Source organism: Flavobacterium sp., assembly GCF_050696275.1.
In the GTDB taxonomy this organism is placed as follows: domain Bacteria; phylum Bacteroidota; class Bacteroidia; order Flavobacteriales; family Flavobacteriaceae; genus Flavobacterium.
Genome location: NZ_JBOGUT010000015.1, coordinates 33,289 through 58,573 on the forward strand (window position 1 = coordinate 33,289; position 25,285 = coordinate 58,573).

Here is a 25,285-nt window from a genome sequence, read left to right on the forward strand (position 1 = left end):
TTACTGTTGGCCTTCACCAGTTAGAAAATTCAGGTTAATGGTGGTCTGATTGAATAGATTCAGAGTATCCAGATAGTCGGACTTGATAGCCAGCGCCTGCGTGAGGTTTTGAATGTATTCGATATAACCGATCTCCCCTTTTTTGTATGAAAATTGCGTTATTCTTAGAATCTGATCTGCTTGTTTCAGACCGGTTGCTTCATAATAATTCAATAAATCAGAAAGCTTTTTATATTCTTGTAACTGTTGGTTAAAATGCGTTTTGAGACCATTTTCATAACTTTCCGCATTACTTTTTGCAATTTCCGTTTGAATTTTTGCCGATTGGACACGTCCGCGCTGACCAGTAAAGAAAATTGGAATACCAACACCAAACTGAAACCCTTGAAATCCGGTTACGCCATCAAGCGATTGATTAAAGTAGCCAACGGATAAATCAGGAAGAAATTTATTTTTCTCTAAGCCCAGTTGGGAAGAGGCAACTGAGATTTTCTGATTGTAATAAGCCAGCATTGGATTTTGCTTGATAGCAGTTGTATCTTTATTTGCTGTCAGTGCTAACTTTTGCAGCTTTGAATCGGCAATACTGACAGGTTCATTTTTACCCAATAACTTTTGAAGTTCCTGCTGGCAAATCTCAATATCAGCTTCAGCCTGTCCTTTTTGCAATTGTACTTCCTGAGACTTGCTGATAGCTGAAAGCTTTTCCAGATTTGATGTTTCGCCGGTTTTGTATTTGAGTTCCGCTATATCAGAAAACTTCTTGTAAATACTGTCTTGAGTAGTCAGTAGTTTTAATTTTTCTTTTCCCAGTAAAAGCTGGTAATATGCAGATTTTACATTTCGGATCAGTTCACTTTGTGTCAGTACCAATGCTTTTTCGCTTAACAGTACATTTTGCTTTTGCACTTTTCCCTGACTAGTATATATAGTAGGAAAGCTAAAATCCTGAGAAACGCCAAAATTATTGTCTTTGTACGTGCTATTGTATTGGCCGTGCATCAAAGTGATATTTGTTTTTGGCAAATCGAAGGCTGTTTTCTTTAGTACATTTTGCTGTTTGACTTCCAATGAAGCTGATTTTAACTGAGGATTATTTTCAATAGCAGTTTTAATAGCATCGTCAAGAGTCAAAGGTGTATTGACTGTTTGTCCGAAAGACTGGGATGAGATTAATAACGCTATGATTCCAATGTGAATTGATTTGATTTTCATTTTTAATTGATTTGAAAATAAGATATACAAGGCAGGCAAAACAATCAACGTAAGCAGCGTAGCTGAAATTAAGCCGCCAATTACTACAGATGCCAAAGGTTTTTGTACCTCGGCTCCGGCGCTGGTTGAAAATGCCATTGGGAAAAATCCAAGTGCAGCTACCGAGGCTGTCATGATTACAGGACGCAACCTGTGTTTTGTACCCAATCGGACACGTTCGTAGATATCTGTTATTCCTTCTTTTTCAAGAGCATTAAACTCACCGATAAGCACAATCCCATTCAGTACAGCCACTCCAAACAAAGCTATAAAACCAACACCTGCTGAAATACTGAAAGGCATATCCCGTAACCAGAGCGCAAAAATACCCCCGATTGCAGATAGCGGGATCGCAGTAAAAATAAGCAGTGTTTGTTTAAGAGAATTGAAAGTGAAATACAATAAGATAAGAATGAATCCCAAAGCAATAGGTACCGAAAGAATCAAACGATCGTTAGCTTCTTTTAAATTCTGGAACTGGCCACCGTAAGTAACATAATACCCGGGAGAAAGTGTAAGATTCTTGTCCAGTTTCTCTTGAATTTCTTCTACCAGACTCTCCACATCACGACCACGGACATTAAATCCTACATAAACCCTGCGTTTTCCATTTTCTCTGGAAACCTGAGCAGGAGCTTCTATTATTTTTACATCTGCCAATTGACTCAGCGGAACTTTGTTGCCGGATGGAAGCGGAACATACAAGTTTTCAATGTTGAGCATATCTTCGCGTAAATCACGTTTGAGCCGGACCACCATATCAAAACGCATTTCATTTTCAAATACAACACCGGCAACATTTCCTGCGAAAGAAGTATTTAATATGGCATTTACGTCGGAAATATTCAAACCATACTGCGCTATTTTGTCCCGATTGTACTGAACGATAATTTGAGGAAGTCCGGTAGTCTTTTCTATAGTAGGCTCAGTGACCCCTTCTATTGGAGCAATAAGGGCTCCAATGCTGTTTGCCTGTTTTTCTAATTCGTCCAAATCGTCTCCGAAAACCTTTATGGCAACATCCTGTCGGATTCCTGTCATTAGTTCATTGAATCTCATTTGCATTGGTTGGGTAACTTCTACATTGATGCCAGGAATTACAGACAAAGCGTCTTCGATTTTTTCCTGCATTTCTTCCCGGGTTTCGGCACTTGTCCAATCTTCTTTCGGTTTCATCTGCAACATCATATCACCACGTTCGATAGGCATAGGATCTGTAGGGATTTCGGCACTGCCTATACGAGTGACTACTTGCTTTATTTCAGGGAATTTCTTTTTAAGGATTGCTTCCGCATTGGTAAACGTTTCTACGGTTTGTGTTAATGATGTTCCCTGCATACCTGCAATTTCAACAGTAAGATCACCTTCTTCGAGTGTTGGGATGAATTCTCCACCAATACTGTTGAACACCAGGAGACTCACAACAAATAATAGGGAGAAAGCCAGTACAATTGATTTTTTAAAATGCAGTGTAAATTCAAGTACAGGATCGTACATCCTTTGAAAGAAATCCATGATTTTATGAGAGATGTTTCTTTTATGCTCCGTTTTTTTGCTAAGACATAGAGCAGACATCATTGGTACATAAGTAAGCGAAAGGATGAAGGCACCAAGAATAGCAAATGCTACTGTTTGCGCCATTGGAATAAACATTTTTCCTTCGATGCCTGCCAGAACTAAGATAGGCAGGTACACAATCATGATAATAATTTCACCAAATGCCGCGCTCGTTCTTATTTTAGATGCTGCAGCATATACTTCGGTATCCATTTGTTCCTGGCTGAGTTTTTCTATTCCCTTATGATGTCTCTGACTTGCAGTTATCCGATGTACAATGGCTTCGACAATAATAACCGCTCCGTCTACTATTAATCCGAAATCAATGGCGCCTAAGCTCATTAAATTTCCAGACACACCAAATAAGCGCATCATGCATAAAGCAAAAAGCATTGCCAACGGAATTACGGATGCAACAACCAGACCCGCTCTAAGGTTTCCAAGCAGTAAAACCAAAACCAATACTACAATCAATCCACCTTCGAGCAAGTTTTTTTCTACAGTGCCAATAGCTCTGCCGACTAATTCAGATCGGTCAATAAATGGTTCAATTACAACACCTTCCGGAAGTGTTTTTTGTATTTGCTCCATTCGTTTCTTAACATTTTTACTGACTTGGTTGAAATTTTCCCCCTTGAGCATCAGTGTAACACCTGCAACAACTTCACCCTTACCATCACGGGTTACGGCACCATATCTTGTAGCGTTTCCAAATTGTACTTCAGCGACATCACGAATGAGCACCGGATGACCGCTGGTATTTTTTACAACAATCTTTTCAATATCTTCCAGTGATTTTACCTGACCCAAGCCTCTGATAAAGTACGCGCTGCTTTGCTGTTCAATATAGGAACCGCCGGTATTTTCGTTGTTTTTTTCCAATGCCTGATAGATATCGGAGATGTTGATGTTCATTGCATTCAGTCTTTCGTTATCTAATGCAATTTCATATTGTTTTACGAATCCGCCCCAGCCGCTGACTTCTGCCAGTCCTTCAACTCCAGCCATTTCACGTTTGACAATCCAGTCTTGGATAGTCCGCAGGTCTGTTGCGGTATATTTATCTTCATATCCGGGTTTAGCGTGAATGGTATAGTGGTATATTTCACCTAATCCTGTGGTAATAGGAGCAAGTATTGGTTCACCCATTCCTTTTGGAATTAGTGTTTCGATTTCTTTCAGTTGTCCGCTTACTTGTTGTCTGGCCCAATAAATATCGGTATTATCCTTAAAAACCAGTGTGATAACTGATAAGCCTGAACGGGAAATAGAGCGTTTTTCGATAACATTGGCTATGTTGCCAGTGACTAATTCGATTGGAGCTGTAATAAATTGCTCCACTTCCTGTGCTCCCAATGATGGAGATAAAGTAATGATTTGTACCTGATTGTTGCTAATATCAGGAATAACATCAATGGGCAATTTTATGGCACTATAGATTCCTGTAATTACAAGTCCTAAAGTCATCATTGCTATGATGGTTTTATTTTTTATGCTGAACGCAATTATCTTGTCTAACATTTTATATACTATATAATGAATGAGATTAACAGGGTGAATGCCCTGAATTTTAATGGAAGTCCATACGCTGTTAACCCGAAATTACTCGGGCATCATTATACTATTTGAGGAGGTTGCCAGATACTTCCGTAAAAATTAGAAATAAAGACAGATTGATAAGAAGGTGATGACGTTTCAATAATTGAGGAAACTATCGGGCAATCGTAGGCAATCGTAGGCTGAAAGCTTAAGAATGTAACACCACAGCAATTGCAATTGCAAAACGGAGAACACATATCGCTGCTTTTTTCGTGATTATGGTTATCATTATCAGCAGTAATATCAATTTTAGAATGGGCCAGACTATTTACTTCCATATCCGCGCAGGGCAGACAGGAAAGTGCTATCAGGTAAATTGATAATATAGTTATAAACCATTTCATTGTTACAAAATTAGATTTTTATTTAAATAATTGTTCAATGCCGGTATTATTTTATGATTTTTTGTTGAATTAAGGATTGGTTTATTTTGAATAATTTCAATAAAAGACATTTTAAATGGAATTGTATAATGCCTTTTTTATATTGAAAATTAGCCTATGGTTAAACCATAACACATGTTAATTTATAATTAATCATTAAATAATATTGTTAATTATTTTGAAATAATTTAAAATAAACGAGTTTATATTGCATTTAAACGATTTTATTTGGTAGTCATTGTTATTGTAACATACCTTTGACCATACCATAATTTCAAAAACAAATTATTATGAAAGTGATTAATGCTACTCCATCGTTTAAGCTTGTGGCTATCTGTTTAGTCGTAGCTTTGGTAAGTTGTTTAGGTTATTCTTTTAAGGTATATCAAAACGCCAAGAATACAAAAAGAGTGTTAAACAACGAAAAGAATATGGTTATTAATGAATTAAGAAAATCGAAGGATTCTCTTGAGTTAGCCATTTCAGAAAATTCGACATTGAAATCAGACTTGATTATTGAAAGACAAAAGGTCACTAACCTTCTGGATGAAATCAGCAGCAGCAATGTAGATTTAGCTTCAATAATTAAATATAAAAACGAAGTTAGCCGCCTTAAAGATGTGATTGCGTCATTAACCAAAGATAAACAGCAGTTGAAACTTTCTAACGACCTGCTTAAAATTCAAAGAGACAGCACTATTCTGGTACTTTCAAGTGCTAAAAGATACAACGATACTTTGTTAGCGATGAATGAAGACCTGAACCGCGTAATTAAAAGAGGATCAAAAATATCCGTAATCAACTTAAAAACAATTACAGGGAAACAGTCTAAATCTGGTGACTTAACACCAACTGACAAAGCCAATAAGGTAAATTTACTCCAAATCAGTTTTATGGTTGTTGGAAATAAAATTGTGAGACCTTGCAGTAAAGAATATTATGTTCAGATAATAGACAGTAAAAATAATATAGTTGGAGACAGAAAAACGATTAAGTTCGGGCCAATGATATTAGATTACAGTTTTGAATCTCCTGTACGATTTAAAAACGAAAGCCTTGAAGTGACTGCCGATCTGGAATTGACAGAAGCAGAGAAAGGAACCTATTATGTAAATATTTTCGACAAAAGTGAATTAGCATCAAAAACTACTTTTGCATTAAGATAAATTTTTTGGTTGTTTTGGTTAGTTATTTTTAAAAGTCTTTCAAATCCCCTCAATTTGAAAGACTTTTTATTTTAGATTACCTGACCTTCAATAATCACCTGATCAATAAGGTTGCTGCCAAAAGCATAAGGCAACTGATAATAAGAAGTAAGCGGTTTTGTAATAATAAGATTAGCGTGTTTCCCTTTAGTAATACTTCCGTGTGTTGCGGAAATTCCCATAGCATAAGCACCATTTATTGTGGCGGCATTAATAGCTTCTTCCGGAGTCATTTTCATTTTGATACAAGCGGTCGCTACTACAAAATTCATATTACCCGATGGAGTTGTTCCCGGATTAAAATCAGTAGCTAACGCCAGAGGCAATCCGGCAGTTATCATTTTACGGGCAGGAGTATAAGGAATACTGATAAAATACGAGCAACTTGGCAAAGCAACCGGCATGGTAATGCTGTTTTTAAGTACTTCAATATCTTCATCTGTTACGATTTCGAGGTGATCTACAGAAAGCGCACCGTGTTTTACGCAGGCTTCTATTCCGTTAATAGCGGTAAACTGGTTGACATGAATTTTTGGAACCAGACCATACTGCTTTCCTGCAATCATAATACGTTCAGTTTCTTCCACTGAGAAATAACCGGTTTCCAGAAAAGCATCAATGTAATCCGCTAGTTTTTCTTCAGCGATTTTAGGAAGCATTTCATTAATAATCAAATCAAGATAAGCGCTGTGGTTTTCTTTGTATTCCATAGGAAAAGCGTGAGCACCAAGAAAAGTAGCTTTGATTTTAATAGGATGATTTTCAGCCAGTTTTTTAATAACGCGGAGCATTTTCAACTCACCATCAACTGTTAATCCGTATCCCGATTTAATTTCAACAGCTCCGGTTCCTTGCTGCATAACCTCTTCCAATCGTATTTTAGATTGATTGTAGATTTCTTCTTCTGAAGTTTCATTCAGTTTTTTGGCCGAATTCAGGATTCCACCACCACGGTTGGCAATTTCTTCATAACTCAAACCATTAATCCGGTCTGCAAATTCCTGAACACGATTTCCCGCATATACAATGTGCGTGTGACTGTCAACCCATGCAGGCAGTACTGTTTTTCCAGTAGCATCAATGTTTAGGTCAACGTCTGGTATAGGACAATTATCCATTGGGCCAAAATCAGCAATCAAATTGTCTTCTATCAATAAGTAAGCGTTGTCAATTTTAGGCAAAACAGCCATTTCAGCTCCGGAAACCTTATCCGTAGTAATATCACGAACCTGAAGCAGTTCTTTTATGTTAGTAATCAGAATTTTCATTCGAATATTTTTTTGTAAAACTACTAAGGAAAATGAAATACTTTTATCTTTATGCAAAAATTATTTGCCGTGCGTAAAATCAGATATAAAAAAGGGAAAAAAGTCACACCATCATTTTTGGAATATACCGGCATTCATAAAGATGTACAAACACAAATGCAGTTGTTTGTGTACGATACGGATGAGCTGACAGAATGTTCGGATACGTCTTTTGATCAATTGGAAGATTCAATCAATCTTTCTAAAATAAACTGGTTAAATATTCACGGGTTAAATAATATTTCGTTGGTAAAACAAGTAGGAGACTTTCTGCAAGCCGATAATTTCATGTTGGGTGATATTCTCAATACAACCAAAAGAACGAGGCTGGATGAATACCATGACGTTTTGTTCTTCAATATTAAATCATTGCTGCCTGTTGAGAATTCTGATAATATAAGTGTTGAGCAAATTAGTTTTTTACTTAAAAATGGTATTCTGACTTCATTTCAGGAGAAAAAAAGTGATTTCTTTTTGCATATCAGAGAAAGAATCAGAACACATTCCGGGATTGTTCGGGAGAAAAAAGCAGATTATCTGTTGTATTTGCTTCTTGATGCCATAATGGAAAATTTCTACATTACGATTGAAGCCGAAGAAGATAAAGTCGAAGAATTGATCAATCTTACCAAAACAAGTACCAAACTGATTTTGTTGGAACAGATTGAAAAACACAGGGATAACTTTAATTTCCTAAAGCGTTCCATTATTCCGTTGCGGGATTCCCTGTATTCGATTAAAAGCATGAAAGATGACAATGTCTTCAATGCCATAGAACATGATAATTATAGTTTTTTTGACAGATTACATCAGAAAAGTCTCGAGCTTTTGGAACAGATTGAATACGATCTGACTTCGCTTGAAGGCGCATCGAGTTACTTCTTTTCGGCGCAAAGCCATAAGATGAATGAAGTGATGAAAACGCTCACCGTCGTTTCTGTGTTTTTTATGCCACTGACTTTTATCGTTGGGGTGTATGGAATGAACTTCGATAATATGCCCGAACTGCACTGGCAATACGGTTATTTCATAATTCTTGGCATTATGTTTTTCCTTTTTATAGGCATGGTGTATTATTTTAAGTGGAAAAAATGGTATTAAAAAATAAGTAGTTCGGTATGGAAACATTTAAAAGTGGTATTTCAGGAAAAGAATTTCCTGTTTCTGAAGGAATTATGGGAAAAAATGTTGGAAAATCAATTTTTGAGATGATTAAAACAGAATATCCTAAATTTGAAGTGACCGATACTATTTCGGCTGATGAATTTGCCTCTTATCGGGATGCCCATTTGTCTAATATCTTACTGAAAGACCTTCGGGAACTGACCAAGAGTGAGCAGACGGTGATGAATTCGCTGCATAAAGGCACTACTATAACAGACAAAGTAGAGGAAGAGGAGGGAAAAGCGGATACTTTCGGTCAGCGTATTGCTGATAAAGTAGCAGAATTCGGCGGAAGCTGGACATTTATTCTCTCATTTATGGGTTTTTTAATTATATGGATTCTGATTAATGTGCTGTTTTTAGCCAGTAAAGGTTTTGATCCCTATCCATTCATATTACTCAATCTGATTTTGTCTTGCATTGCAGCGCTCCAGGCTCCTGTGATTATGATGAGCCAAAACCGCCAGGAGGAAAAGGACAGGGAAAGAGCAAAGAACGATTATATGATTAACTTAAAATCGGAATTGGAAATCAGGATGCTTCATGAAAAAATAGACCATCTGATTATACAACAGGAAGAAGCTTTGATTCAAATGCAGAAAGAACAGATTGAACGACTGGAGAAAATCATCGAACAGACTAGGAAGCAATAAATTAAGCACTAATTTGATAATATAAACACCTGATAATAGGAAAATTGAAAACAGATTTTATATTTGTAACAAATTTGACCAAAACCGCAATTGAAACCGGCAATATTTTAAAGTAAAGAATGTCTAACCATATACCGTGTTACTCCCAAATCACCGTATAGCCAAAAAACACAACCAAACCTACAAATGAAAAGAAAATTACTCCTTATCCTAATTCTTGGGGTATTTTGCAATTGCGAAAACAAAAAAGAAATCTATAAGTACAACGAAAATCTCAAGGTCAAGGACGAAATACAAAAATTAGTGACTGATTTGGCTGTTGGGGCGAACATCTCCGAAAGAGAAACCAATACTGCAGTCAATAAAGAATTTCAGGAATTGCTGGATATCGCCTCAGATAAAGATTTAGTCGATTTGACAGACCATAAAGACCCAACTATCCGCTGTTATGCTTTCAGGGGATTGGCAGAAAGAAATTATCCAAAAGTGAAAGAGATTTTTATAAACCACATCAATGATTTGGCTATTGTTACCCGTTCTTATTTCAATACTTCCACTACAATGGATGTCCGGTCATATTATTTGGAACATTTGCATCCTGCCTTAAAGCAGAAATACAAATTCACTATGGAAGAATATGTGGATATGATTAAGCAATTGAATATTGAATAAAAAGGTTCAATCATAAATTCATAAAGTATGTTTTTCAAATTTGAAGGCAGAGGAATGCTAGTTCCTGTTTATGTTGTAGTATCAGTTGTGGCAGTTGCTTTAGTGAGTGGACTGCTACAATACGTTGGACTGTATTTAAAATATGACTTTCCTATTGTTATTGGAATAGGAATTATTTTATCAGGAATCTGGATACATGCAACAAGTGATGATTATATAACAGTAAATGGTAAAAAAGAAAAAATATATTTAAATAATCACCTGTATTTTTTGCCCCTAAAAACATGGAGCTATATTTTACTATATACAGGCTCTCTGATTTTTATAAGCGGTATACTGTCTACTTTAGAAAAACTGAAATTGTTATAACTATAAAAATATCTTTTATAAGTGACATCTTATCTAAACGCTTTTAAAACGACCTTCCTAGGTTATTATCCGGTTTCCCAGGAGTCGTTTTCATTAATAGAATCCCTGATCCAATTTCAGGAGCTCAAAAAGGATGAGGTTTTATTACATGAGGGAGAAGTAGCAAAGAACATTCATTTTGTCTGTAAAGGGGCTATGATTGCGTATTTCAGCGATGCCGAAGGGAATACATACAACAAGAATATATTCCTCGAAAACCAATTCGCGGGATCAACGGTTTCCATGCTGTTAAAAGTACCTTCACAATTTACGCTTCAGGCGATTGAAGATTGTATTATTATTACCATCAATTACAGAAGATACAAAGAGTTGATTTATCAGCATGATGATGTAAAGAATTTCTATATTGCTTACCTTGAAAGGAATTGGATTATCGAAAAAGAGCAGCGGGAAATCTCCATTGTCATGGAAAATGCTGCTGTCCGATACCTGAAACTGCTCAAAACCCATCCTGATATCGATAAAAGAATTCCATTGCAGCACATTGCTTCCCATCTGGGGATTACGCCCACGCAATTAAGCCGCATCCGAAAAGAATTGAAAGAAAAATAGCCCAATCAACATATGTAAAGTGACAGGTCAAAACTTCACTATACTTTTGCCTTATGAATCAATCATTAGTATCCATATTGGCATTTTCAGGTGGCGTTTTCCTGGCTATTCAGGCGGGTTTTAATTCTCAGTTGGGCGTTTTGCTCAAAAAACCGTTATTGGCAGCTATTTCCACCTCTGTCAGCAGTGCGGTATTTGCATTGCTCTTTATTTTGCTTTTCACTAAAGAAATCCCTAACCTGCATACGGCAAAACAGGTGCCTTGGTATTTATGGTGTATTGGAGGATTATTCAGCGTCATTGGCATCTCGTTGTATTATTATACGATTCCCAAGCTGGGGATTTCCAGAATGATGTCTCTGGGTTTGTGTGGCCAGTTGATTTTCTCCCTCGCTGCAAGTCATTATGGCTGGATGAACCTGCCTTTGGAACCCACCACAATAAAAAAAGGCATTGGCGTTACAGTCATGATTATCGGAATTATATGCATCAACTCTAAATAATTTTTTTATGAAAGATATAGCACACGAAAACATCAAAAATTTAACCTCGCTTTGGGAAAAAGTAAGCGCTTCGTTCGAAGGTTTCAATACAAAAGATGAATTCAATTATACTTTGGTTCCTAACTCAGATTGGCCTCAGAAATTATGGTTTACCCAACAGCCAAATGAGGATTCATTGAGTGAAGCATTAAAAACCCTAAAGGCCTCAGCCAATGATTTATCCTTTTCGTATTGGGATGATTTCAATAGTCCAAATTACCAAATGATAGAAACATCCGGGTTTAGTAAAAAATCAGAACAGGTAGGTATGTTACTTCAATTTAATCAAAAGATAGAATCATCAAACAGGCTGGATTTCAAAAGAGTAAGTGATAAAAAAGAAGCTCATATTTGGGCTGAAATTTATCCGCAATCTTTCGGATATACCATTAGTTCTGAAATTTTAAACAGAACAAAAACCGAGATCGAATATTATCTGGCCTATTTTGAAGGAAAGGCTATCGGAACCGCTATGGTATTACTCACAGGCAATGTTATTGGAATTCACGGCGTGGGTGTCATTCCTGAAATGCGAAAAAAAGGATTTGCTGAAGAAATCATGCAATTTATCATTAACAGTGCTGTCGACAGGAACATCGGATTAGCTACTTTGCAATCTTCTCCAATGGGAAAAAACATCTACTTAAAAATGGGTTTTTCTGAGGATTTTTTAATGGTAAATTATAAAGTACCTATTGTATAATTAAAAGGAATCGGAATCCTAAAACAATACATTTGGACATACACGGAAAATAACCGACTTTTGAGTATAGTAACAATGTACAATGAAAATAATCACGTGGAATTGCAATATGGCTTTCCGGAAAAAAGCGGCATCCATCCTAACTCAAAACCCGGATATCTTAGTCGTTCCCGAATGCGAAAACCCGGAAAAACTTATGTTTCCTGATGAGGTGCCATTGCCTTCAGCAGTGCTTTGGTACGGAGAAAATCCAAATAAGGGACTTGGTGTCTTTTCATACGGCAGTTATAAATTGAAGTTAATGGATTGCCACAACCCGGATTTCAAGAATATTTTACCAATAGAGGTAACAGGAGGCAAAGTTAATTTTACGCTGTTTGCTATTTGGGCCAACAACCCAAAAGATAAAGATGGTGCTTATGTTACTCAGGTCTGGAAAGCGATTCATTATTACGAAAGCCTGTTATCGAAAACGAAAATTATTCTGATTGGGGATTTTAACAGCAATACTATTTGGGACAGGCCCAGAAGGGAAGGAAACCATTCTGCTGTAGTGGAAAAACTCGCTGCAAATAAAATCTTCAGTACGTATCATGTATTTCACCGGCAACAGCAGGGAAAAGAAGCGCATCCTACGCAATTTATGTACCGTCACGAGGACAAACCGTACCATTTGGATTACTGTTTCGCTTCTTCTTATTTTATAAAAAAAATGACAAATGTCGAAATAGGGCAGTACCATGATTGGAAGTCCTATAGCGATCATAAACCAGTTTCTGTTACCTTCGATTTGTAAAAAAATGCAAATACAAACCTGTCAATAGTATTTGTTCTACTCAATTTTACATAAATTTGTTTGATTCCGAATTGATAATTCAAATTCGTTGCTGTAATAAAAAATACCAGTAAAAAATAAAATGAAAGCAAAAAATATAACGGTTATAGGATTGGGCGGTGTAGGAGGCTATTTTGGGTTTAAACTGGCTCAACAGAATAAAAACAATCCGGAGAATCAAATTACATTTGTCGCCAGGGGAGAAACTTACGAAACCGTAAAAAATAATGGATTGACATTGCTTTCTGAGGAACATTCGGAAGCGACAGTGCAACCGGACAGACTGATTGATAATTTATCGGATATTGAAGAACTGGCAGATTTGATTTTTATCTGCGTAAAAGAATATGATCTGGAGAATGTCTGTCATCAGATTAAGAATAAGGTGACTGATACTACGATTCTGGTAGCATTGATGAATGGTGCTGATATTTATGACAGAATACGAAAAATAATAACAGCAGGAACTATTTTACCTGCTTGTGTTTATGTAGCTTCACATAATAAGGCCAAAGGAATTGTTGAACACAAAGGATCCACCGGTAAAATAATAATAGGAAAAGATCCGCATCATAAGAATACAGATATTGATTGGGTTATTTCTCTTCTGAAGGACAGCAAAGCAGATATTACTTATAAGGATGATAATTTTGCAGATATCTGGACAAAATTCTTTTTCATCGCAAGTTTCGGGATGGTTTCTGCAAGATATAATAAATCTATCGGGCAAATTTGTGAAGAAGGACCGTTAAAACAAAGAGCCACAAAAATCATGGAAGAAATAAAAGCTATAACGGATGGTTTGAGTATTGGGGTTCCGCCGGATATCATTGAGAAGACTTTCGAAAAAGCTGCCAGTTTTCCACCTGCTACGCCAACGTCATTACAACTGGATGTTAATGCCGGAAAGGAAAATAACGAACTGGATTTGTTTGCCGGGGCCATCATCAGCTACGGAACAAAATTAAATACAGATACTTCAGAAACACAACTGATTTCAACCGAAATAAAGAACCTTTAAATAGACAGGGAAACAAAAAAAATAATTATGAATACAGCATTACTTCCCAATGGGTTGAAAGAAATTAGAGTATTGGTTTTTGATTCTTTCGGTTTTGAATTTTCTAATCTGTTCTTAGAAAAGGAAAGTACAGAATACGAGGCCTGCCAGTTTGAACTCAACGGTAAGAAAGTACTTTTTCGCTCGGCTAAAATCACCCCGACAAAGACAGGTTTGTTTGTTACTATTTGGAAAAGAGAAGGGAAGGGACCCATTGCACCATTTGAGGATGCTGATCCAATCGATTTATTTGTCATCAGTACCAAAAAAGAAGGCAGATTAGGGCATTTTGTATTTCCAAAGGAAGTGCTTGCCAAAAAAGGAATTGTGACAACAGGCCTTAAAGAAGGGAAAAGAGGAATTCGTGTTTATCCGCCCTGGGATACGGATCTGAACAAGCAGGCACAGAAAACCCAGCAATGGCAATTGGATTATTTTTTAGAAATTCCTTCAGACAAAGTTGTTGATGCTGTAAGGATAAAACAATTGTATAATCTCTGATAAAATGGTTGCTATACTATAAATGCCTTGTTTTATTCCGGAGTGGAAACTAGCCCCGATTGAACCGATATCCTCGCGTAGTGCAACGAAGCGAGATAAAGGGGAAAGCGGGAAATAGCTCCTGATAAAAAGGGGTTCAAAAATAATCGCTTCAAAATTTTTCCTTGCTGTGTCTAAAAACAAAAACCTGCAATGGTGTTCGCAGGTTTTGATGTAAATTTTATTTTAATGCTCCTACCATATTTTCAGGTTTTACCCAAGCATCGAAATCTTCAGGAGAAACATAACCCAATCGAACAGCTTCTTCTTTAAGTGTTGTTCCGTTTTTGTGGGCAGTTTGCGCGATTTCAGCGGCTTTATAATAACCTATTTTTGTGTTTAAAGCCGTAACCAGCATAAGGGAATTGTCTACCAGTTCTTTAATTCTTGCGTAATTTGGTTCGATTCCCTGAGCGCAATGCTCATCAAATGAAACACAGGCATTGCCTAACAATCGGGCTGATTGCAGGAAATTTGCTGCCATAACCGGTTTAAATACATTTAGTTCATAGTGGCCTTGCATTCCGCCAATCGAAATGGCAACATCATTGCCCATGACCTGTGCACAAACCATAGTTAACGCTTCGCATTGCGTTGGATTTACTTTCCCCGGCATAATAGACGAACCTGGCTCGTTTTCCGGAATCAGGATTTCACCAATCCCGGACCGCGGACCGGATGCCAGCATACGAATATCGTTTGCTATTTTGTTTAAAGAAACGGACAATTGTTTTAAGGCTCCGTGTGCTTCAACAATAGCATCATGTGAAGCCAAAGCCTCAAATTTGTTTGGAGCTGTAACAAAAGGATGTCCGGTAAATTGGGCAATATATTCCGCTACTTTAGTATCGTATCCTGCCGGTGCATTCAGTCCTGTTCCTACTGCTGTTCCGCCTAATGCGACTTCGGAAAGGTGGGATAATGTGTTTTTAAGTGCTTTTAATCCGTAACTTAATTGTGCTGCATAACCGGAAATTTCCTGCCCTAATGTTAACGGAGTAGCATCCATAAGGTGTGTACGGCCAATTTTGACAACGTTCATAAATTCATGAGCTTTCGCCTGAAGCGTGTCTCTCAGTTTTTCAACACCTGGAATTGTAATTTCTATTGCTGATTTATAGGCTGCAATGTGCATTCCTGTTGGGAAAGTATCGTTTGAAGACTGGGATTTGTTTACGTCATCATTGGCTTTGATAAAAGGTTCTCCTTCTCCAATTTTATTTCCTGCCAAAACCTGAGCACGATTAGCAATGACTTCATTTACGTTCATGTTACTTTGTGTCCCGGAGCCTGTTTGCCAGATGACCAGCGGAAATTGATCGTCCAGTTTTCCTGCCAGTATTTCATCGCATACTGCTGCAATAGCATCACGTTTTTCAATGGGAAGGACACCCAGATCGCAATTTGCATAAGCTGCTGCTTTTTTTAAATAAGCAAAACCTTCTATAATTTCTTTGGGCATAGAGGCTTCAGCACCAATTTTGAAATTGTTTCTGGAACGTTCGGTTTGAGCTCCCCAATATTTATCGGCAGGGACTTTAACTTCGCCCATGGTGTCTTTTTCAATTCTGTATTCCATTTTATTATTGATTTATATTGTAATTACTTGATTCTTTTGTTTTTACTCCTGATTATCTCGTTTATTTCCTGATTTTGAGGAAATTTACCACCATAAAATTAATCATTATAAGAAGGGAAAAAAAGCGCTTTATAAAATAAATACATAATAAGTATTGGTTAACCCGATAATTACATTTACATTTGTGGAGTATTCAAAAAAAATTCCGGAAAACATGTTTGAATTTCAACAGTATTTAGGCTTCTTACTTTTCTTAACCGTATTAACCATGGGTTTTTGGTTGATGTTTTTCCTTGTAACCTTTGTTCAATATTGGATTGGCGGAGCATTATGGGAATTATATAAAGAGAAAAGAGCAAAGAAACAAGAACAATCTAACTAAGATTGTCTTCCAATAAAAAAAGGTACGCATTGCGTACCTTTTTTTATTTTATCCCATGAACTCCGGATCACCATTGCTATCATTTTGCTGTTTTGTCTTGGTATCTTTTTCCGATTTCTTTTTATTGAATCTGTAGGTGAAAGAAACTGTTATCAGCCTTGTTCTCCATTGTGCTTCACTGTTTGTATTTACAGTAGGTAATTGAATTTCCTGAATTCTTTTTCTGGAATTGAAAACGTCGCTTACATTTAATGAAATAGTTCCCATATCTTTTAGGATATCTTTACTGAAAGCAAGGTTAGCGGCAGCTATTCCCTTATTTATACCTTGTCCTGTTTTTTGAGGGCCATTGTAAGTAGCATTTGTTTGCCATTCTATTTTGTAAGGCAAAGTAACTTTAGACGTTATTCTAGTGAACCAAGAGCTGGCATTTCTGTCAAAACTTTGTGTAATTACCTGATTATTGATATTGGTATAGGTATAACTTCCTGAGTTTTTGCTGTTGAAGAAATTGAAATTTCCATTCAGTTTCCACCATTTTTTGAAATTGTAGTTCAGTGTAAATTCAAAACCTAATCTGTCATTTTTACCTAAATTAAATGGAGTGCTGACAATTTCAGGGATTCCATCAATTACCTTACCGGTTTCTTTCTTTACTGTTTCAAAAGCATCAGTGGTATGGTTAAAATACAAAGAAGTGTTTAACGTTAGTTTTTCCCATTTTCTTAAATAACCTAAATCGAAAGCATCGCTCAAAGCAGGATTAAGATCCGGATTTCCTTTGTATAGGTTTACATTACTCGTATAAGAAGCAAAAGGATTGATAAAACGATCACGCGGTCTTGAAATACGCTTGCTGTAATTTAAAGAAATACTGCTGTTTTCTGTAAACTCGTAAGTAAGGAATACACTTGGAAATAAGTTGTTGTATTTTTTAGTTTTGAAAATCGCTGTAGTCAATTGGTTGACATCAATTTTTGAATCTTCAAAACGAAGTCCTAATAAATAAGAAAACTTGTTGATTTTAGAACCAAATTGAGTATACAAAGCATTTACGTTTTCCTTGTATTCCAATTTATTGGTAAACTCAGTTATATCAGTAAAAGGACTGTCGATGGTTATTCTTTCCTGAACCTGATAATCGGCCAGCATTGTTGTATAATTTCCTCTGAAACCAGCTTCAAACTGTGCATTTTTACCAAGTGGTAATACATAATCCGTTTGGAATAAATTTCGGGTTTGTTTGTTATTATTTCTTGCTGTTTCATCTGAAATGAAATCGCCATTATCTATATTAGTTCCTTTAATCTTGGAAAAATCATTGTCTTTATTTAATGAAAAGGAAGCGTCAAAAGATAATTTATGTCCTTCTTTTTTGAAATTCTTGATAAAATTTGAACTGTATTCTACGTTTTGACTATTAGAAACCAAATCGTTATAACGCTGTTTGGTGTTTAAATACTCTCTGTTGCTGTCATAATTGTAATACAATACATTTTCTTTATTTCCGCCGTTGTTATCTCTGAAATTCAAACTGTTGGTCCATGAAGTGGATTTGTCCAATAGCAATTCAATACCAAAATTTACATTCAGTCCTTCACCAAACCGTTCGTTTTTCCTGCGCTCATTAAGAACGGATTCCAAACTTCCGTCAGGTTTAAATTTTTCCTGATCGATTTTTGTATTTCCGGGATTGTTTCTGTTATTGTAACCAATGTTTGTAAAGATATTTGACATCTCCTGCTTGAAGTTCAAATTAGCGGAAAGACCTGTATTTCTTGGGTCTCCGGCAGAAGCAACAAAAGTTCCGTTGATTCCCTGATTTTTCCCTTTCTTAAGTATGATATTTAAGATTCCGCCGCCGCCTTCTGCATCATAACGCGCCGAAGGATTGGTTACTACTTCCACTTTGTCTATGGCTTCAGCCGGAATAAGACGCAGTGCATCATTGATGTTTCCTGCGTTGGAAGGTTTTCCGTCAATTAAAATCCGAACACTTTCGTTACCACGTAATGCGACAGTACCTTCTGAATCTACAGTAACTGAAGGAATATTGTCAAGAACATCACTGACAGTTCCGCCACGAACCATAATGTCTTTACCTACTGAGTATACTTTTTTATCTAATTTAATATCGACAGATGTTTTATCGACACGAATTTCAACGGCATCCAGTTGTTGTGCTTCATCCGCCAGAGAAATAGTTCCCAGATTGGTGTTATCTGAAAATTTTTTCTCTTTAACCTCAATAGTTTTAAATGAAATATACTCGTATTTTATATTGTATGTTCCGGGATTGATGTCAATTTTAAATTCTCCTTTTGAATCTGTAATTCCTCCTGAAACAACTTTATTTGTTGCAGGAACCGTTAAAGTAACAGTTGCGTATTCAAGTGGTAATGAGCTTGATTTTTCAATTATTTTTCCTGAAATGGAAATTTTTTTGGCTTCACTCTTTTGTTGCCCAAAAAGAGAAGTAAAACCAAACAATAAGATAAAAAATGTGAATTTTTTTACTGAAATCATAGTTAATTTTTTGCTCCAGCAAAAATAATATGCACTTTGTTTATTTTTGCCAAAGTATTGTTAAATGGGAATGTTTATAATATTTCGCTGATTCTTTCTATAGGTCTTGCAATTACGGCTTTGTTGCCGTTTACAACGATAGGACGTTCAATTAATATTGGATTTTTCACCATAATCTGAATGATTTCATCATCACTTAAGTCTTTATCTTTGTAATTTTCAACCCAAACTGTTTCTTTTTTCCGAACTAATTCGATTGGAGTCATTTTTAATTTTTTAAGCAAGGCTTTTAATTTTGCTTTCGTTGGCGTATTTTCCAGATAATTGATGGTTTCAAAGGGTTGTTGTGCATTTTCAAGGAAGCAAACGCCGTCTCTTGATTTTGAGCAGCGGGAATTATGGTAAATGGTAATCATTAAATAATAGGTTGAAGTATTAAATCGATTTAAAAACTGTAACAAATTTACTGTAAATACAACTTACTTGAGTAATCAGAAATTAATTTAACTATGTTTATTGAACAAATCAGGAATAAAAATTTCAATATTTCTTTATATATAATTCTTATTGGCGGTTTTTTGGCATTGATGTCCATAAATTATTTTATGTCGCAGGGTGTAAATACAAATGATATGATCAGTCAATTAATAGATCAGGTCGGAACCAATTTAACCTTTGTGTTTATTATTGCTCCGTTATCTTTTATGTGTTTAGGATTATTGTTTTGGGTAAAGGTTGTTCACAGGCAAAGTATTACAAGTTTAACGACTTCAAGACAAAAAATTGACTGGAAAAGAGTGTTTTTTTCTTTCGGTTTATGGACAACAATTACAATCAGTTTAACGGTAGCTGCTTACTATATTGAGCCGGAAAGCTTTGTTTTTAATTTTAAACCAATTCCTTTTTTTATATTTTTAGTTTTAGCAGTTATCCTAATTCCTTTGCAAACAAGCTTTGAGGAATATTTTTTCAGAGGGTATATGATGCAGGGACTTGGAGTCGTTACCCGAAGCAGGTTGATTCCTTTTCTGGTTACTTCAATTTTATTCGGATTATTGCACATTTCAAATCCTGAAGTTGAAAAAATGGGTTATATAACTTTGGTTTATTATATTGGAACCGGATTTTTCCTCGGAATCTTAACCTTAATGGATGACGGTTTAGAGTTATCATTAGGATTTCATGCCGCCAATAACCTGATTGGTGCTTTGTTGGTAACTTCAGATTGGTCCGTTTTTCAAACACATTCGATTTTAAAAGATATTTCTGAACCAGCTGCAGGTTTTGATATCATTTTTCCAGTAGTAATTATTTTCCCAATCCTTTTATTTATCTTTAGTAAAAAATACAAATGGTCTAATTGGAAAGAAAAACTAACAGGAAAACTGAAAGAAATTCCAGAAGAAAATAATAAGAATGACGCGACTCACGTATCATAATTTACATATGAATTTCAAGCTAAACGGCTTGTCTTACAATAAAGAATATTTAGTTCAGATAGCACATGTTTCTATAAAAAACGGATTAGAATTCGAACAGGATTTCGGAAACTTTATTTTGGATTGGTTTGATGATAAATCATATGTTGAAGTGCAGACTTCAGGAACGACAGGTAAACCTAAAATCATTAAAGTAGAAAAACAGTCGATGGTTAATTCGGCAATCGCCACAGGCGTTTTTTTTGATTTAAAATCAGGAGATAAAGTGTTTTGCTGTTTACCGATTAAATATATTGCCGGCAAAATGATGCTTGTTCGGGCCTTTGTTTTAGGTTTTGATATGGATTTTGTCGCGCCAAGTTCCAATCCATTGAATCAAAATAGAAATACCTATGACTTCGCGGCGATGGTACCGCTTCAGGTAGAAAATTCTTTAGAACATTTACATCAAATCAAGAAGTTGATTATTGGCGGAGCTCAGGTAAACCCAAGGTTAGAAGAAAAATTGATTCTTAATCCTTGTCAGTCATTCGAAACATATAGCATGACAGAAACGGTTACTCATATTGCTGCAAAAAGGGTTGGAGAAAAGGTTTTTACAATTTTACCTAATGTTACTATTTCGCAAGATGAAAGACAATGTTTGGTAATTTCTGCTCCCAATCTGAATGTAAAAAATATTGTAACCAATGACATAGTTGCTATAGTTTCAGAAAATCAGTTTTGCTGGCTTGGACGTTATGATAATGTGATTAATAGTGGAGGAATAAAACTCATTCCGGAACAAATTGAAGAAAAACTTTCCTATAAAATAACCAATCGTTTTTTTGTTTGTGGTTTGCCAGATGAAAGGTTAGGACAAAAATTAATTCTGATTATTGAAGGCAGTCCGTACAATCTGGAAGATTCTGTTTTCTCTGAGTTAAGTAAATATGAAAAGCCTAAAGCAGTTTATTTTATGTCAAAATTTGCCGAAACAGAAACCGGAAAAATAAAAAGGAACGAAATAATGAAGTCAGTATAATTAAAAAGACCTGCAATTTGCAGGTCTTTTTGTATGATATGATCTATATTTTAAATAAAGATTGAAACAACGTAATAGATTAATCCGGCTAACAGAGCTGATACTGGAATTGTCAGAACCCAAGCCCAAATCAGACTTACGGTAATACCCCAACGCACAGCAGATATACGTTTTGTTAATCCAACACCAATAATAGAACCAGTAATGGTGTGAGTTGTACTTACTGGGATTTTTAAATGCTCAGTAAAATATAAAGTCAAGGCTCCGGCTGTTTCGGCTGCAACACCTTCAAATGAGGTTACTTTAGTGATTTTTGATCCCATTGTTTTTACAATTTTCCAACCGCCGCTTAACGTTCCGGCTGCAATTGCAGTATAACAGGCTAAAGGAATCCAACCCGGCATTTTTCCTGAACTGTCACCTTCCGGTAAAACAACATCCAGCCAATCCGGTAATGTAGCTTGAGCAACACCACTGGTGTGAATGTAAACCGCTACGGCAGCTGCAATAATACCCATTACTTTTTGTGAATCATTACCTCCGTGACCTAAACTAAAGGAAGCAGAAGATAATAATTGCATTTTTCTTAACCATGAATCCGATTGACTGTGACTCAAGCTACTGAAAATTAAACAAAAAGTACTGATGGATAAAACAATAAATGCAACAATAAACCATTTGATATTGTGTGATTCAAATACAACACTCCAAAAAACAGAGTCAAATCTCGGTTTTTCTATTTCACTGTAATATTTCAATTGACTTTCTACAAACCAAACGGTTGCAATCATTAAAAGACAGGTGAATATTTTAGGATAAATGCTCTTTTTTGAAGCATTCAGCAACCAGATTGATATCAGATAAGAAACCAAAGCACCCAACAATGGAGCTAACACAATAAAAGCAATGATGATAGTAACTCCGGTTGGCATTCCGCCATCTTTTCCTGCTTTATACCAGCTCACGATATTATACCAATGTCTGGTTACATTTTTTCCTTCTTCTACTATAGTGTATCCCTCAAAACCATGAACGGCTATGGCATGTGCAATGGCTGCTCCTGCAAAACCACCAATTAAGGTATGTGAGGAACTGGAAGGAATTCCCTGCCACCAGGTAAATAAATTCCAAATGATGGCTGCAATAACACCTGACAAGATTACTACAAGGTTAATTTCCATGGTATGAGCGGTTTTGGCAACAGTATCTGCAACTCCAAAACCAAAAACCCAATAAGCTAAGAAATTAAAAAATGCAGCCCAAACCACTGCTTGAAACGGTGAAAGTACTTTTGTTGCAACGATTGTTGCGATAGCATTGGCTGCATCATGAAAACCATTAATATAGTCAAATATTAAGGCAAGAACAATAATTACTATAAGTAAGGTAAATTCCATAATTATAATGGCTTAAAAGCTTTAATAGATTTAAGAATGTTTTACAGAAATTTGTTCTAAAATGTTAGAAACGGCTTTACATTTATCTGTTGCTTGTTCAAGAGATGAAAGTACTTCTTTGTATCGGATAATATTTTTTACATCAGATTCGTTCTCAAAAATATCGGCAACGGCTTTGTCAAAAACGACATCGGCTTTGCTTTCCAATTTGTTGATACGCTTGCATACATCTGAAATTTTCTTAGGTGTCTTTAAATCTTCCACCTGAGCAACACCGATTTTAATTAATTGACAAGATTCAAGCGTTATCTCAGTAAGTTTTCGGATAGATTTTGTAATCTTTTCAATTTGATATAAACGCATTCTGCTCGCTGCTCCTTGTAAGTTGTCAGCAACAGCATCAATTGATTTTATTAAAGTGTGAATATCCTCTCTGTCAAAAGGAGTGATAAAGTTTCGGCTTAATTCCAAATGAGTCTGGTGATTGATTTCTTCAATCTGTGCTTCAAGCTCATCTATCTTTTTAAGATATTCTTCTCTTTGGTCTTTTGGAACATTCACTGCTTCGTGTAATGTTTCTGCAAGAAGTACAAGTTTGTGTGTAGCTTGTTCAAATAATGGGAAGAATTTTTTATCCTTTGGAACAAGAAATTGAAAAATGTTATTTATAGACATATTGTATGTTTTTAATGGTGCAAAAGTATTGGGACAACGTTAAGTTATTGTTAAGTTAACAACAATTGATGTTTAATAAATTAACATTGGACAGACTTGAAATCTTTGTTTCAGAAAAGGAAAAGGTTTTGTATTTTAGCGTCCGAAATTACAATTTTACAGTCAAATACAACTAAAAATGGACATTAACTTCAATAAAAACGAAGACCACAACAAACTTTTACTTTCAGATTTGAAACAAAGATTCGCCAAAGTTAAACTTGGAGGAGGAGAAAAAAGAATTGCAAAACTGCATGGAGAAGGCAAAATGACAGCTCGGGAACGAATTGATTATTTGCTGGATGATAAGGAAAATTGTATCGAAATAGGTGCTTTCGTTGGTGAAGGTATGTATAAAGAACATGGAGGTTGCCCATCGGGTGGAGTAGTCGTTAAAATTGGGTATGTCAGCGGAAAACAATGTATTGTTGTTGCTAATGATGCTACTGTAAAAGCAGGGGCATGGTTTCCAATTACTGCTAAGAAAAACCTTAGGGCTCAGGAAATCGCTATGGAAAATAGACTACCTATTATATACTTAGTTGATTCTGCGGGTGTTTATTTGCCTATGCAAGACGAAATTTTCCCGGATAAAGAGCATTTCGGACGCATATTCAGAAATAATGCCATCATGAGCAGTATGGGTATTACTCAAATTTCAGCAGTTATGGGAAGTTGTGTTGCCGGAGGTGCTTATTTGCCTATCATGAGCGATGAAGCCTTAATTGTAGATAAAACCGGAAGTATTTTCTTAGCCGGAAGTTATTTGGTAAAAGCAGCTATTGGGGAAACTATCGATAACGAAACGCTTGGTGGAGCTACAACGCACTGTGAAATCTCAGGAGTAACAGATTTTAAGGCTAAAGACGATGCGGCTGCCTTAGACAGAATTAAGAGTATTGTAGGTAAAATAGGCGATTATGAAAAAGCGGGTTATAACCGTATTAAAGCAGAAAAGCCAAAATCAGATCCAAATGAAATCTTTGGAATCCTGCCAAAAGCAAGAAACGAACAATATGATATGATGGAAATTATCAGCCGTTTGGTTGATAATTCTGAATTTGACGAATACAAAGCAGGTTACGGTCAAACTATTATTACCGGTTATGCCCGAATTGATGGTTGGGCTGTAGGGATTGTTGCCAACCAACGTAAAGTGGTGAAAACTAAAAATGGTGAAATGCAGTTTGGAGGTGTAATTTATTCTGATTCTGCAGATAAGGCTACCCGTTTTATTGCTAATTGTAACCAAAAGAAAATTCCATTGGTTTTTGTACAGGATGTAACCGGATTTATGGTGGGTTCCAAATCGGAGCACGGAGGAATTATTAAGGATGGTGCCAAAATGGTCAATGCAGTTTCTAATTCTGTTGTGCCAAAATTTACCGTAATCGTAGGAAATTCGTATGGGGCTGGAAATTATGCAATGTGTGGAAAAGCATATGATCCACGATTGATTTTTGCCTGGCCAAGTGCAGAGTTAGCCGTAATGGGCGGAACTCAGGCAGCAAAAGTACTGGCACAAATTGAAGCTTCTTCGCTAAAAGCTAAAGGAGAGGAAATTACTCCTGAAAAAGAAGCCGAACTATTTGATAAAATTAAGGCTCGTTATGATGAGCAGGTTTCTCCTTATTATGCTGCAGCGCATTTATGGACGGATGCCATTATTGATCCTTTAGATACCAGAACATGGATTTCAATGGGAATTGAAGCGGCTAATCATGCGCCAATTGAAAAGAAATTCAATTTGGGTGTGATTCAGGTTTAAT

The 25,285-nt window shown here is 36.1% G+C and carries 23 protein-coding genes; 15 read left to right on the forward strand and 8 right to left on the reverse strand.

Annotated features, from left to right (window positions below; translation table 11 throughout):
* Nucleotides 1-4,332 carry a CusA/CzcA family heavy metal efflux RND transporter gene (locus tag ACRDEC_RS09170; protein ID WP_431498038.1) on the reverse strand — a complete coding sequence of 1,444 codons (4,332 nt, stop codon included), beginning with the start codon at nt 4,330-4,332 and terminating at the stop codon, nt 1-3.
* 95 nt (nt 4,333-4,427) lie between these two features.
* The gene (locus tag ACRDEC_RS09175; protein ID WP_431498039.1) at nt 4,428-4,754 is read right to left on the reverse strand and encodes a DUF6660 family protein; all 327 of its coding nucleotides are present in this window, start codon (nt 4,752-4,754) and stop codon (nt 4,428-4,430) included.
* A gap of 329 nt (nt 4,755-5,083) precedes the next feature.
* Between ACRDEC_RS09175 and ACRDEC_RS09180 the strand changes: the two genes are divergently transcribed.
* Nucleotides 5,084-5,959: a hypothetical protein gene (locus tag ACRDEC_RS09180; protein ID WP_431498040.1), complete on the forward strand. Its 876-nt coding sequence runs from the start codon at nt 5,084-5,086 to the stop codon at nt 5,957-5,959.
* 71 nt (nt 5,960-6,030) lie between these two features.
* Here the strand turns inward: ACRDEC_RS09180 and hutI are convergent, their stop codons facing one another.
* A complete protein-coding gene (gene hutI / locus ACRDEC_RS09185) occupies nt 6,031-7,266 on the reverse strand; it encodes an imidazolonepropionase (RefSeq protein WP_431498041.1) in 1,236 nt (411 codons plus the stop codon).
* Between the two features lie 69 nt (nt 7,267-7,335).
* Here hutI and corA point away from each other — a divergent pair, with 69 nt between their 5' ends.
* From corA to ACRDEC_RS09235, 10 genes are all read left to right on the forward strand, one after another.
* On the forward strand, nt 7,336-8,406 hold the full coding sequence (corA, locus tag ACRDEC_RS09190; protein ID WP_431498078.1) for a magnesium/cobalt transporter CorA: 1,071 nt from the start codon (nt 7,336-7,338) through the stop codon (nt 8,404-8,406).
* Between the two features lie 17 nt (nt 8,407-8,423).
* Nucleotides 8,424-9,122 carry a DUF1003 domain-containing protein gene (locus ACRDEC_RS09195; RefSeq protein WP_431498042.1) on the forward strand — a complete coding sequence of 233 codons (699 nt, stop codon included), beginning with the start codon at nt 8,424-8,426 and terminating at the stop codon, nt 9,120-9,122.
* Nucleotides 9,123-9,308: 186 nt separating this feature from the next.
* Complete coding sequence (locus ACRDEC_RS09200) at nt 9,309-9,794, forward strand: hypothetical protein (protein WP_431498043.1); 486 nt, start codon at nt 9,309-9,311, stop codon at nt 9,792-9,794.
* A gap of 27 nt (nt 9,795-9,821) precedes the next feature.
* On the forward strand, nt 9,822-10,163 hold the full coding sequence (locus ACRDEC_RS09205) for a hypothetical protein (protein ID WP_431498044.1): 342 nt from the start codon (nt 9,822-9,824) through the stop codon (nt 10,161-10,163).
* 21 nt (nt 10,164-10,184) lie between these two features.
* On the forward strand, nt 10,185-10,775 hold the full coding sequence (locus tag ACRDEC_RS09210; RefSeq protein WP_431498045.1) for a Crp/Fnr family transcriptional regulator: 591 nt from the start codon (nt 10,185-10,187) through the stop codon (nt 10,773-10,775).
* 53 nt (nt 10,776-10,828) lie between these two features.
* Nucleotides 10,829-11,278, forward strand: coding sequence for a DMT family transporter (locus ACRDEC_RS09215; RefSeq protein WP_431498046.1), 450 nt, complete (start codon nt 10,829-10,831; stop codon nt 11,276-11,278).
* Between the two features lie 7 nt (nt 11,279-11,285).
* Nucleotides 11,286-12,020 (forward strand): GNAT family N-acetyltransferase, encoded by a 735-nt coding sequence (locus ACRDEC_RS09220; protein ID WP_431498047.1) that lies wholly within the window; start codon nt 11,286-11,288, stop codon nt 12,018-12,020.
* A gap of 82 nt (nt 12,021-12,102) precedes the next feature.
* Nucleotides 12,103-12,816, forward strand: a complete 714-nt coding sequence (locus ACRDEC_RS09225; RefSeq protein ID WP_431498048.1) for an endonuclease/exonuclease/phosphatase family protein — start codon at nt 12,103-12,105, stop codon at nt 12,814-12,816.
* Nucleotides 12,817-12,937: 121 nt separating this feature from the next.
* The gene (locus ACRDEC_RS09230) at nt 12,938-13,876 is read left to right on the forward strand and encodes a ketopantoate reductase family protein (protein ID WP_431498049.1); all 939 of its coding nucleotides are present in this window, start codon (nt 12,938-12,940) and stop codon (nt 13,874-13,876) included.
* Between the two features lie 27 nt (nt 13,877-13,903).
* Nucleotides 13,904-14,416: a MepB family protein gene (locus tag ACRDEC_RS09235; RefSeq protein ID WP_431498050.1), complete on the forward strand. Its 513-nt coding sequence runs from the start codon at nt 13,904-13,906 to the stop codon at nt 14,414-14,416.
* 220 nt (nt 14,417-14,636) lie between these two features.
* On the opposite strand, the gene fumC is transcribed toward ACRDEC_RS09235, so the two are convergent.
* Nucleotides 14,637-16,034 carry a class II fumarate hydratase gene (gene fumC, locus ACRDEC_RS09240; RefSeq protein ID WP_431498051.1) on the reverse strand — a complete coding sequence of 466 codons (1,398 nt, stop codon included), beginning with the start codon at nt 16,032-16,034 and terminating at the stop codon, nt 14,637-14,639.
* A 214-nt stretch (nt 16,035-16,248) separates the two neighbouring features.
* On the opposite strand from fumC, the gene ACRDEC_RS09245 reads away from it, so the two are divergent.
* Nucleotides 16,249-16,416: a hypothetical protein gene (locus ACRDEC_RS09245; protein ID WP_431498052.1), complete on the forward strand. Its 168-nt coding sequence runs from the start codon at nt 16,249-16,251 to the stop codon at nt 16,414-16,416.
* A gap of 48 nt (nt 16,417-16,464) precedes the next feature.
* On the opposite strand, the gene ACRDEC_RS09250 is transcribed toward ACRDEC_RS09245, so the two are convergent.
* Nucleotides 16,465-18,942 carry a TonB-dependent receptor domain-containing protein gene (locus ACRDEC_RS09250; RefSeq protein WP_431498053.1) on the reverse strand — a complete coding sequence of 826 codons (2,478 nt, stop codon included), beginning with the start codon at nt 18,940-18,942 and terminating at the stop codon, nt 16,465-16,467.
* A gap of 74 nt (nt 18,943-19,016) precedes the next feature.
* Nucleotides 19,017-19,358, reverse strand: a complete 342-nt coding sequence (gene arsC / locus ACRDEC_RS09255) for an arsenate reductase (glutaredoxin) (RefSeq protein WP_431498054.1) — start codon at nt 19,356-19,358, stop codon at nt 19,017-19,019.
* 93 nt (nt 19,359-19,451) lie between these two features.
* On the opposite strand from arsC, the gene ACRDEC_RS09260 reads away from it, so the two are divergent.
* Both ACRDEC_RS09260 and ACRDEC_RS09265 read left to right on the forward strand, forming a co-directional pair.
* Entirely contained in the window at nt 19,452-20,381 is a 930-nt protein-coding gene (locus ACRDEC_RS09260; protein WP_431498055.1) for a CPBP family intramembrane glutamic endopeptidase, read from the forward strand.
* Between the two features lie 7 nt (nt 20,382-20,388).
* A complete protein-coding gene (locus tag ACRDEC_RS09265; RefSeq protein ID WP_431498056.1) occupies nt 20,389-21,405 on the forward strand; it encodes an AMP-binding protein in 1,017 nt (338 codons plus the stop codon).
* Nucleotides 21,406-21,455: 50 nt separating this feature from the next.
* Here the strand turns inward: ACRDEC_RS09265 and ACRDEC_RS09270 are convergent, their stop codons facing one another.
* Both ACRDEC_RS09270 and ACRDEC_RS09275 read right to left on the reverse strand, forming a co-directional pair.
* Nucleotides 21,456-22,802, reverse strand: a complete 1,347-nt coding sequence (locus ACRDEC_RS09270; RefSeq protein ID WP_431498057.1) for an inorganic phosphate transporter — start codon at nt 22,800-22,802, stop codon at nt 21,456-21,458.
* A gap of 30 nt (nt 22,803-22,832) precedes the next feature.
* Entirely contained in the window at nt 22,833-23,477 is a 645-nt protein-coding gene (locus tag ACRDEC_RS09275; protein ID WP_431498058.1) for a DUF47 domain-containing protein, read from the reverse strand.
* A gap of 178 nt (nt 23,478-23,655) precedes the next feature.
* Here ACRDEC_RS09275 and ACRDEC_RS09280 point away from each other — a divergent pair, with 178 nt between their 5' ends.
* Nucleotides 23,656-25,284 (forward strand): acyl-CoA carboxylase subunit beta, encoded by a 1,629-nt coding sequence (locus tag ACRDEC_RS09280; protein ID WP_431498059.1) that lies wholly within the window; start codon nt 23,656-23,658, stop codon nt 25,282-25,284.
* The last annotated feature ends 1 nt before the right edge of the window (nt 25,285 follow it).

What these genes read in the sequence shown, in the direction of transcription:
- ACRDEC_RS09170 (WP_431498038.1), bottom strand. Translation starts at nt 4,332, where the DNA reads ATGTTAGACAAGATAATTGCGTTCAGCATAAAAAATAAAACCATCATA.
- ACRDEC_RS09175 (WP_431498039.1), bottom strand. Translation starts at nt 4,754, where the DNA reads ATGAAATGGTTTATAACTATATTATCAATTTACCTGATAGCACTTTCC.
- ACRDEC_RS09180 (WP_431498040.1), top strand. Translation starts at nt 5,084, where the DNA reads ATGAAAGTGATTAATGCTACTCCATCGTTTAAGCTTGTGGCTATCTGT.
- hutI (WP_431498041.1), bottom strand. Translation starts at nt 7,266, where the DNA reads ATGAAAATTCTGATTACTAACATAAAAGAACTGCTTCAGGTTCGTGAT.
- ACRDEC_RS09195 (WP_431498042.1), top strand. Translation starts at nt 8,424, where the DNA reads ATGGAAACATTTAAAAGTGGTATTTCAGGAAAAGAATTTCCTGTTTCT.
- ACRDEC_RS09200 (WP_431498043.1), top strand. Translation starts at nt 9,309, where the DNA reads ATGAAAAGAAAATTACTCCTTATCCTAATTCTTGGGGTATTTTGCAAT.
- ACRDEC_RS09205 (WP_431498044.1), top strand. Translation starts at nt 9,822, where the DNA reads ATGTTTTTCAAATTTGAAGGCAGAGGAATGCTAGTTCCTGTTTATGTT.
- ACRDEC_RS09215 (WP_431498046.1), top strand. Translation starts at nt 10,829, where the DNA reads ATGAATCAATCATTAGTATCCATATTGGCATTTTCAGGTGGCGTTTTC.
- ACRDEC_RS09220 (WP_431498047.1), top strand. Translation starts at nt 11,286, where the DNA reads ATGAAAGATATAGCACACGAAAACATCAAAAATTTAACCTCGCTTTGG.
- ACRDEC_RS09225 (WP_431498048.1), top strand. Translation starts at nt 12,103, where the DNA reads ATGAAAATAATCACGTGGAATTGCAATATGGCTTTCCGGAAAAAAGCG.
- ACRDEC_RS09230 (WP_431498049.1), top strand. Translation starts at nt 12,938, where the DNA reads ATGAAAGCAAAAAATATAACGGTTATAGGATTGGGCGGTGTAGGAGGC.
- ACRDEC_RS09235 (WP_431498050.1), top strand. Translation starts at nt 13,904, where the DNA reads ATGAATACAGCATTACTTCCCAATGGGTTGAAAGAAATTAGAGTATTG.
- fumC (WP_431498051.1), bottom strand. Translation starts at nt 16,034, where the DNA reads ATGGAATACAGAATTGAAAAAGACACCATGGGCGAAGTTAAAGTCCCT.
- ACRDEC_RS09245 (WP_431498052.1), top strand. Translation starts at nt 16,249, where the DNA reads ATGTTTGAATTTCAACAGTATTTAGGCTTCTTACTTTTCTTAACCGTA.
- ACRDEC_RS09250 (WP_431498053.1), bottom strand. Translation starts at nt 18,942, where the DNA reads ATGATTTCAGTAAAAAAATTCACATTTTTTATCTTATTGTTTGGTTTT.
- arsC (WP_431498054.1), bottom strand. Translation starts at nt 19,358, where the DNA reads ATGATTACCATTTACCATAATTCCCGCTGCTCAAAATCAAGAGACGGC.
- ACRDEC_RS09260 (WP_431498055.1), top strand. Translation starts at nt 19,452, where the DNA reads ATGTTTATTGAACAAATCAGGAATAAAAATTTCAATATTTCTTTATAT.
- ACRDEC_RS09265 (WP_431498056.1), top strand. Translation starts at nt 20,389, where the DNA reads ATGAATTTCAAGCTAAACGGCTTGTCTTACAATAAAGAATATTTAGTT.
- ACRDEC_RS09270 (WP_431498057.1), bottom strand. Translation starts at nt 22,802, where the DNA reads ATGGAATTTACCTTACTTATAGTAATTATTGTTCTTGCCTTAATATTT.
- ACRDEC_RS09275 (WP_431498058.1), bottom strand. Translation starts at nt 23,477, where the DNA reads ATGTCTATAAATAACATTTTTCAATTTCTTGTTCCAAAGGATAAAAAA.
- ACRDEC_RS09280 (WP_431498059.1), top strand. Translation starts at nt 23,656, where the DNA reads ATGGACATTAACTTCAATAAAAACGAAGACCACAACAAACTTTTACTT.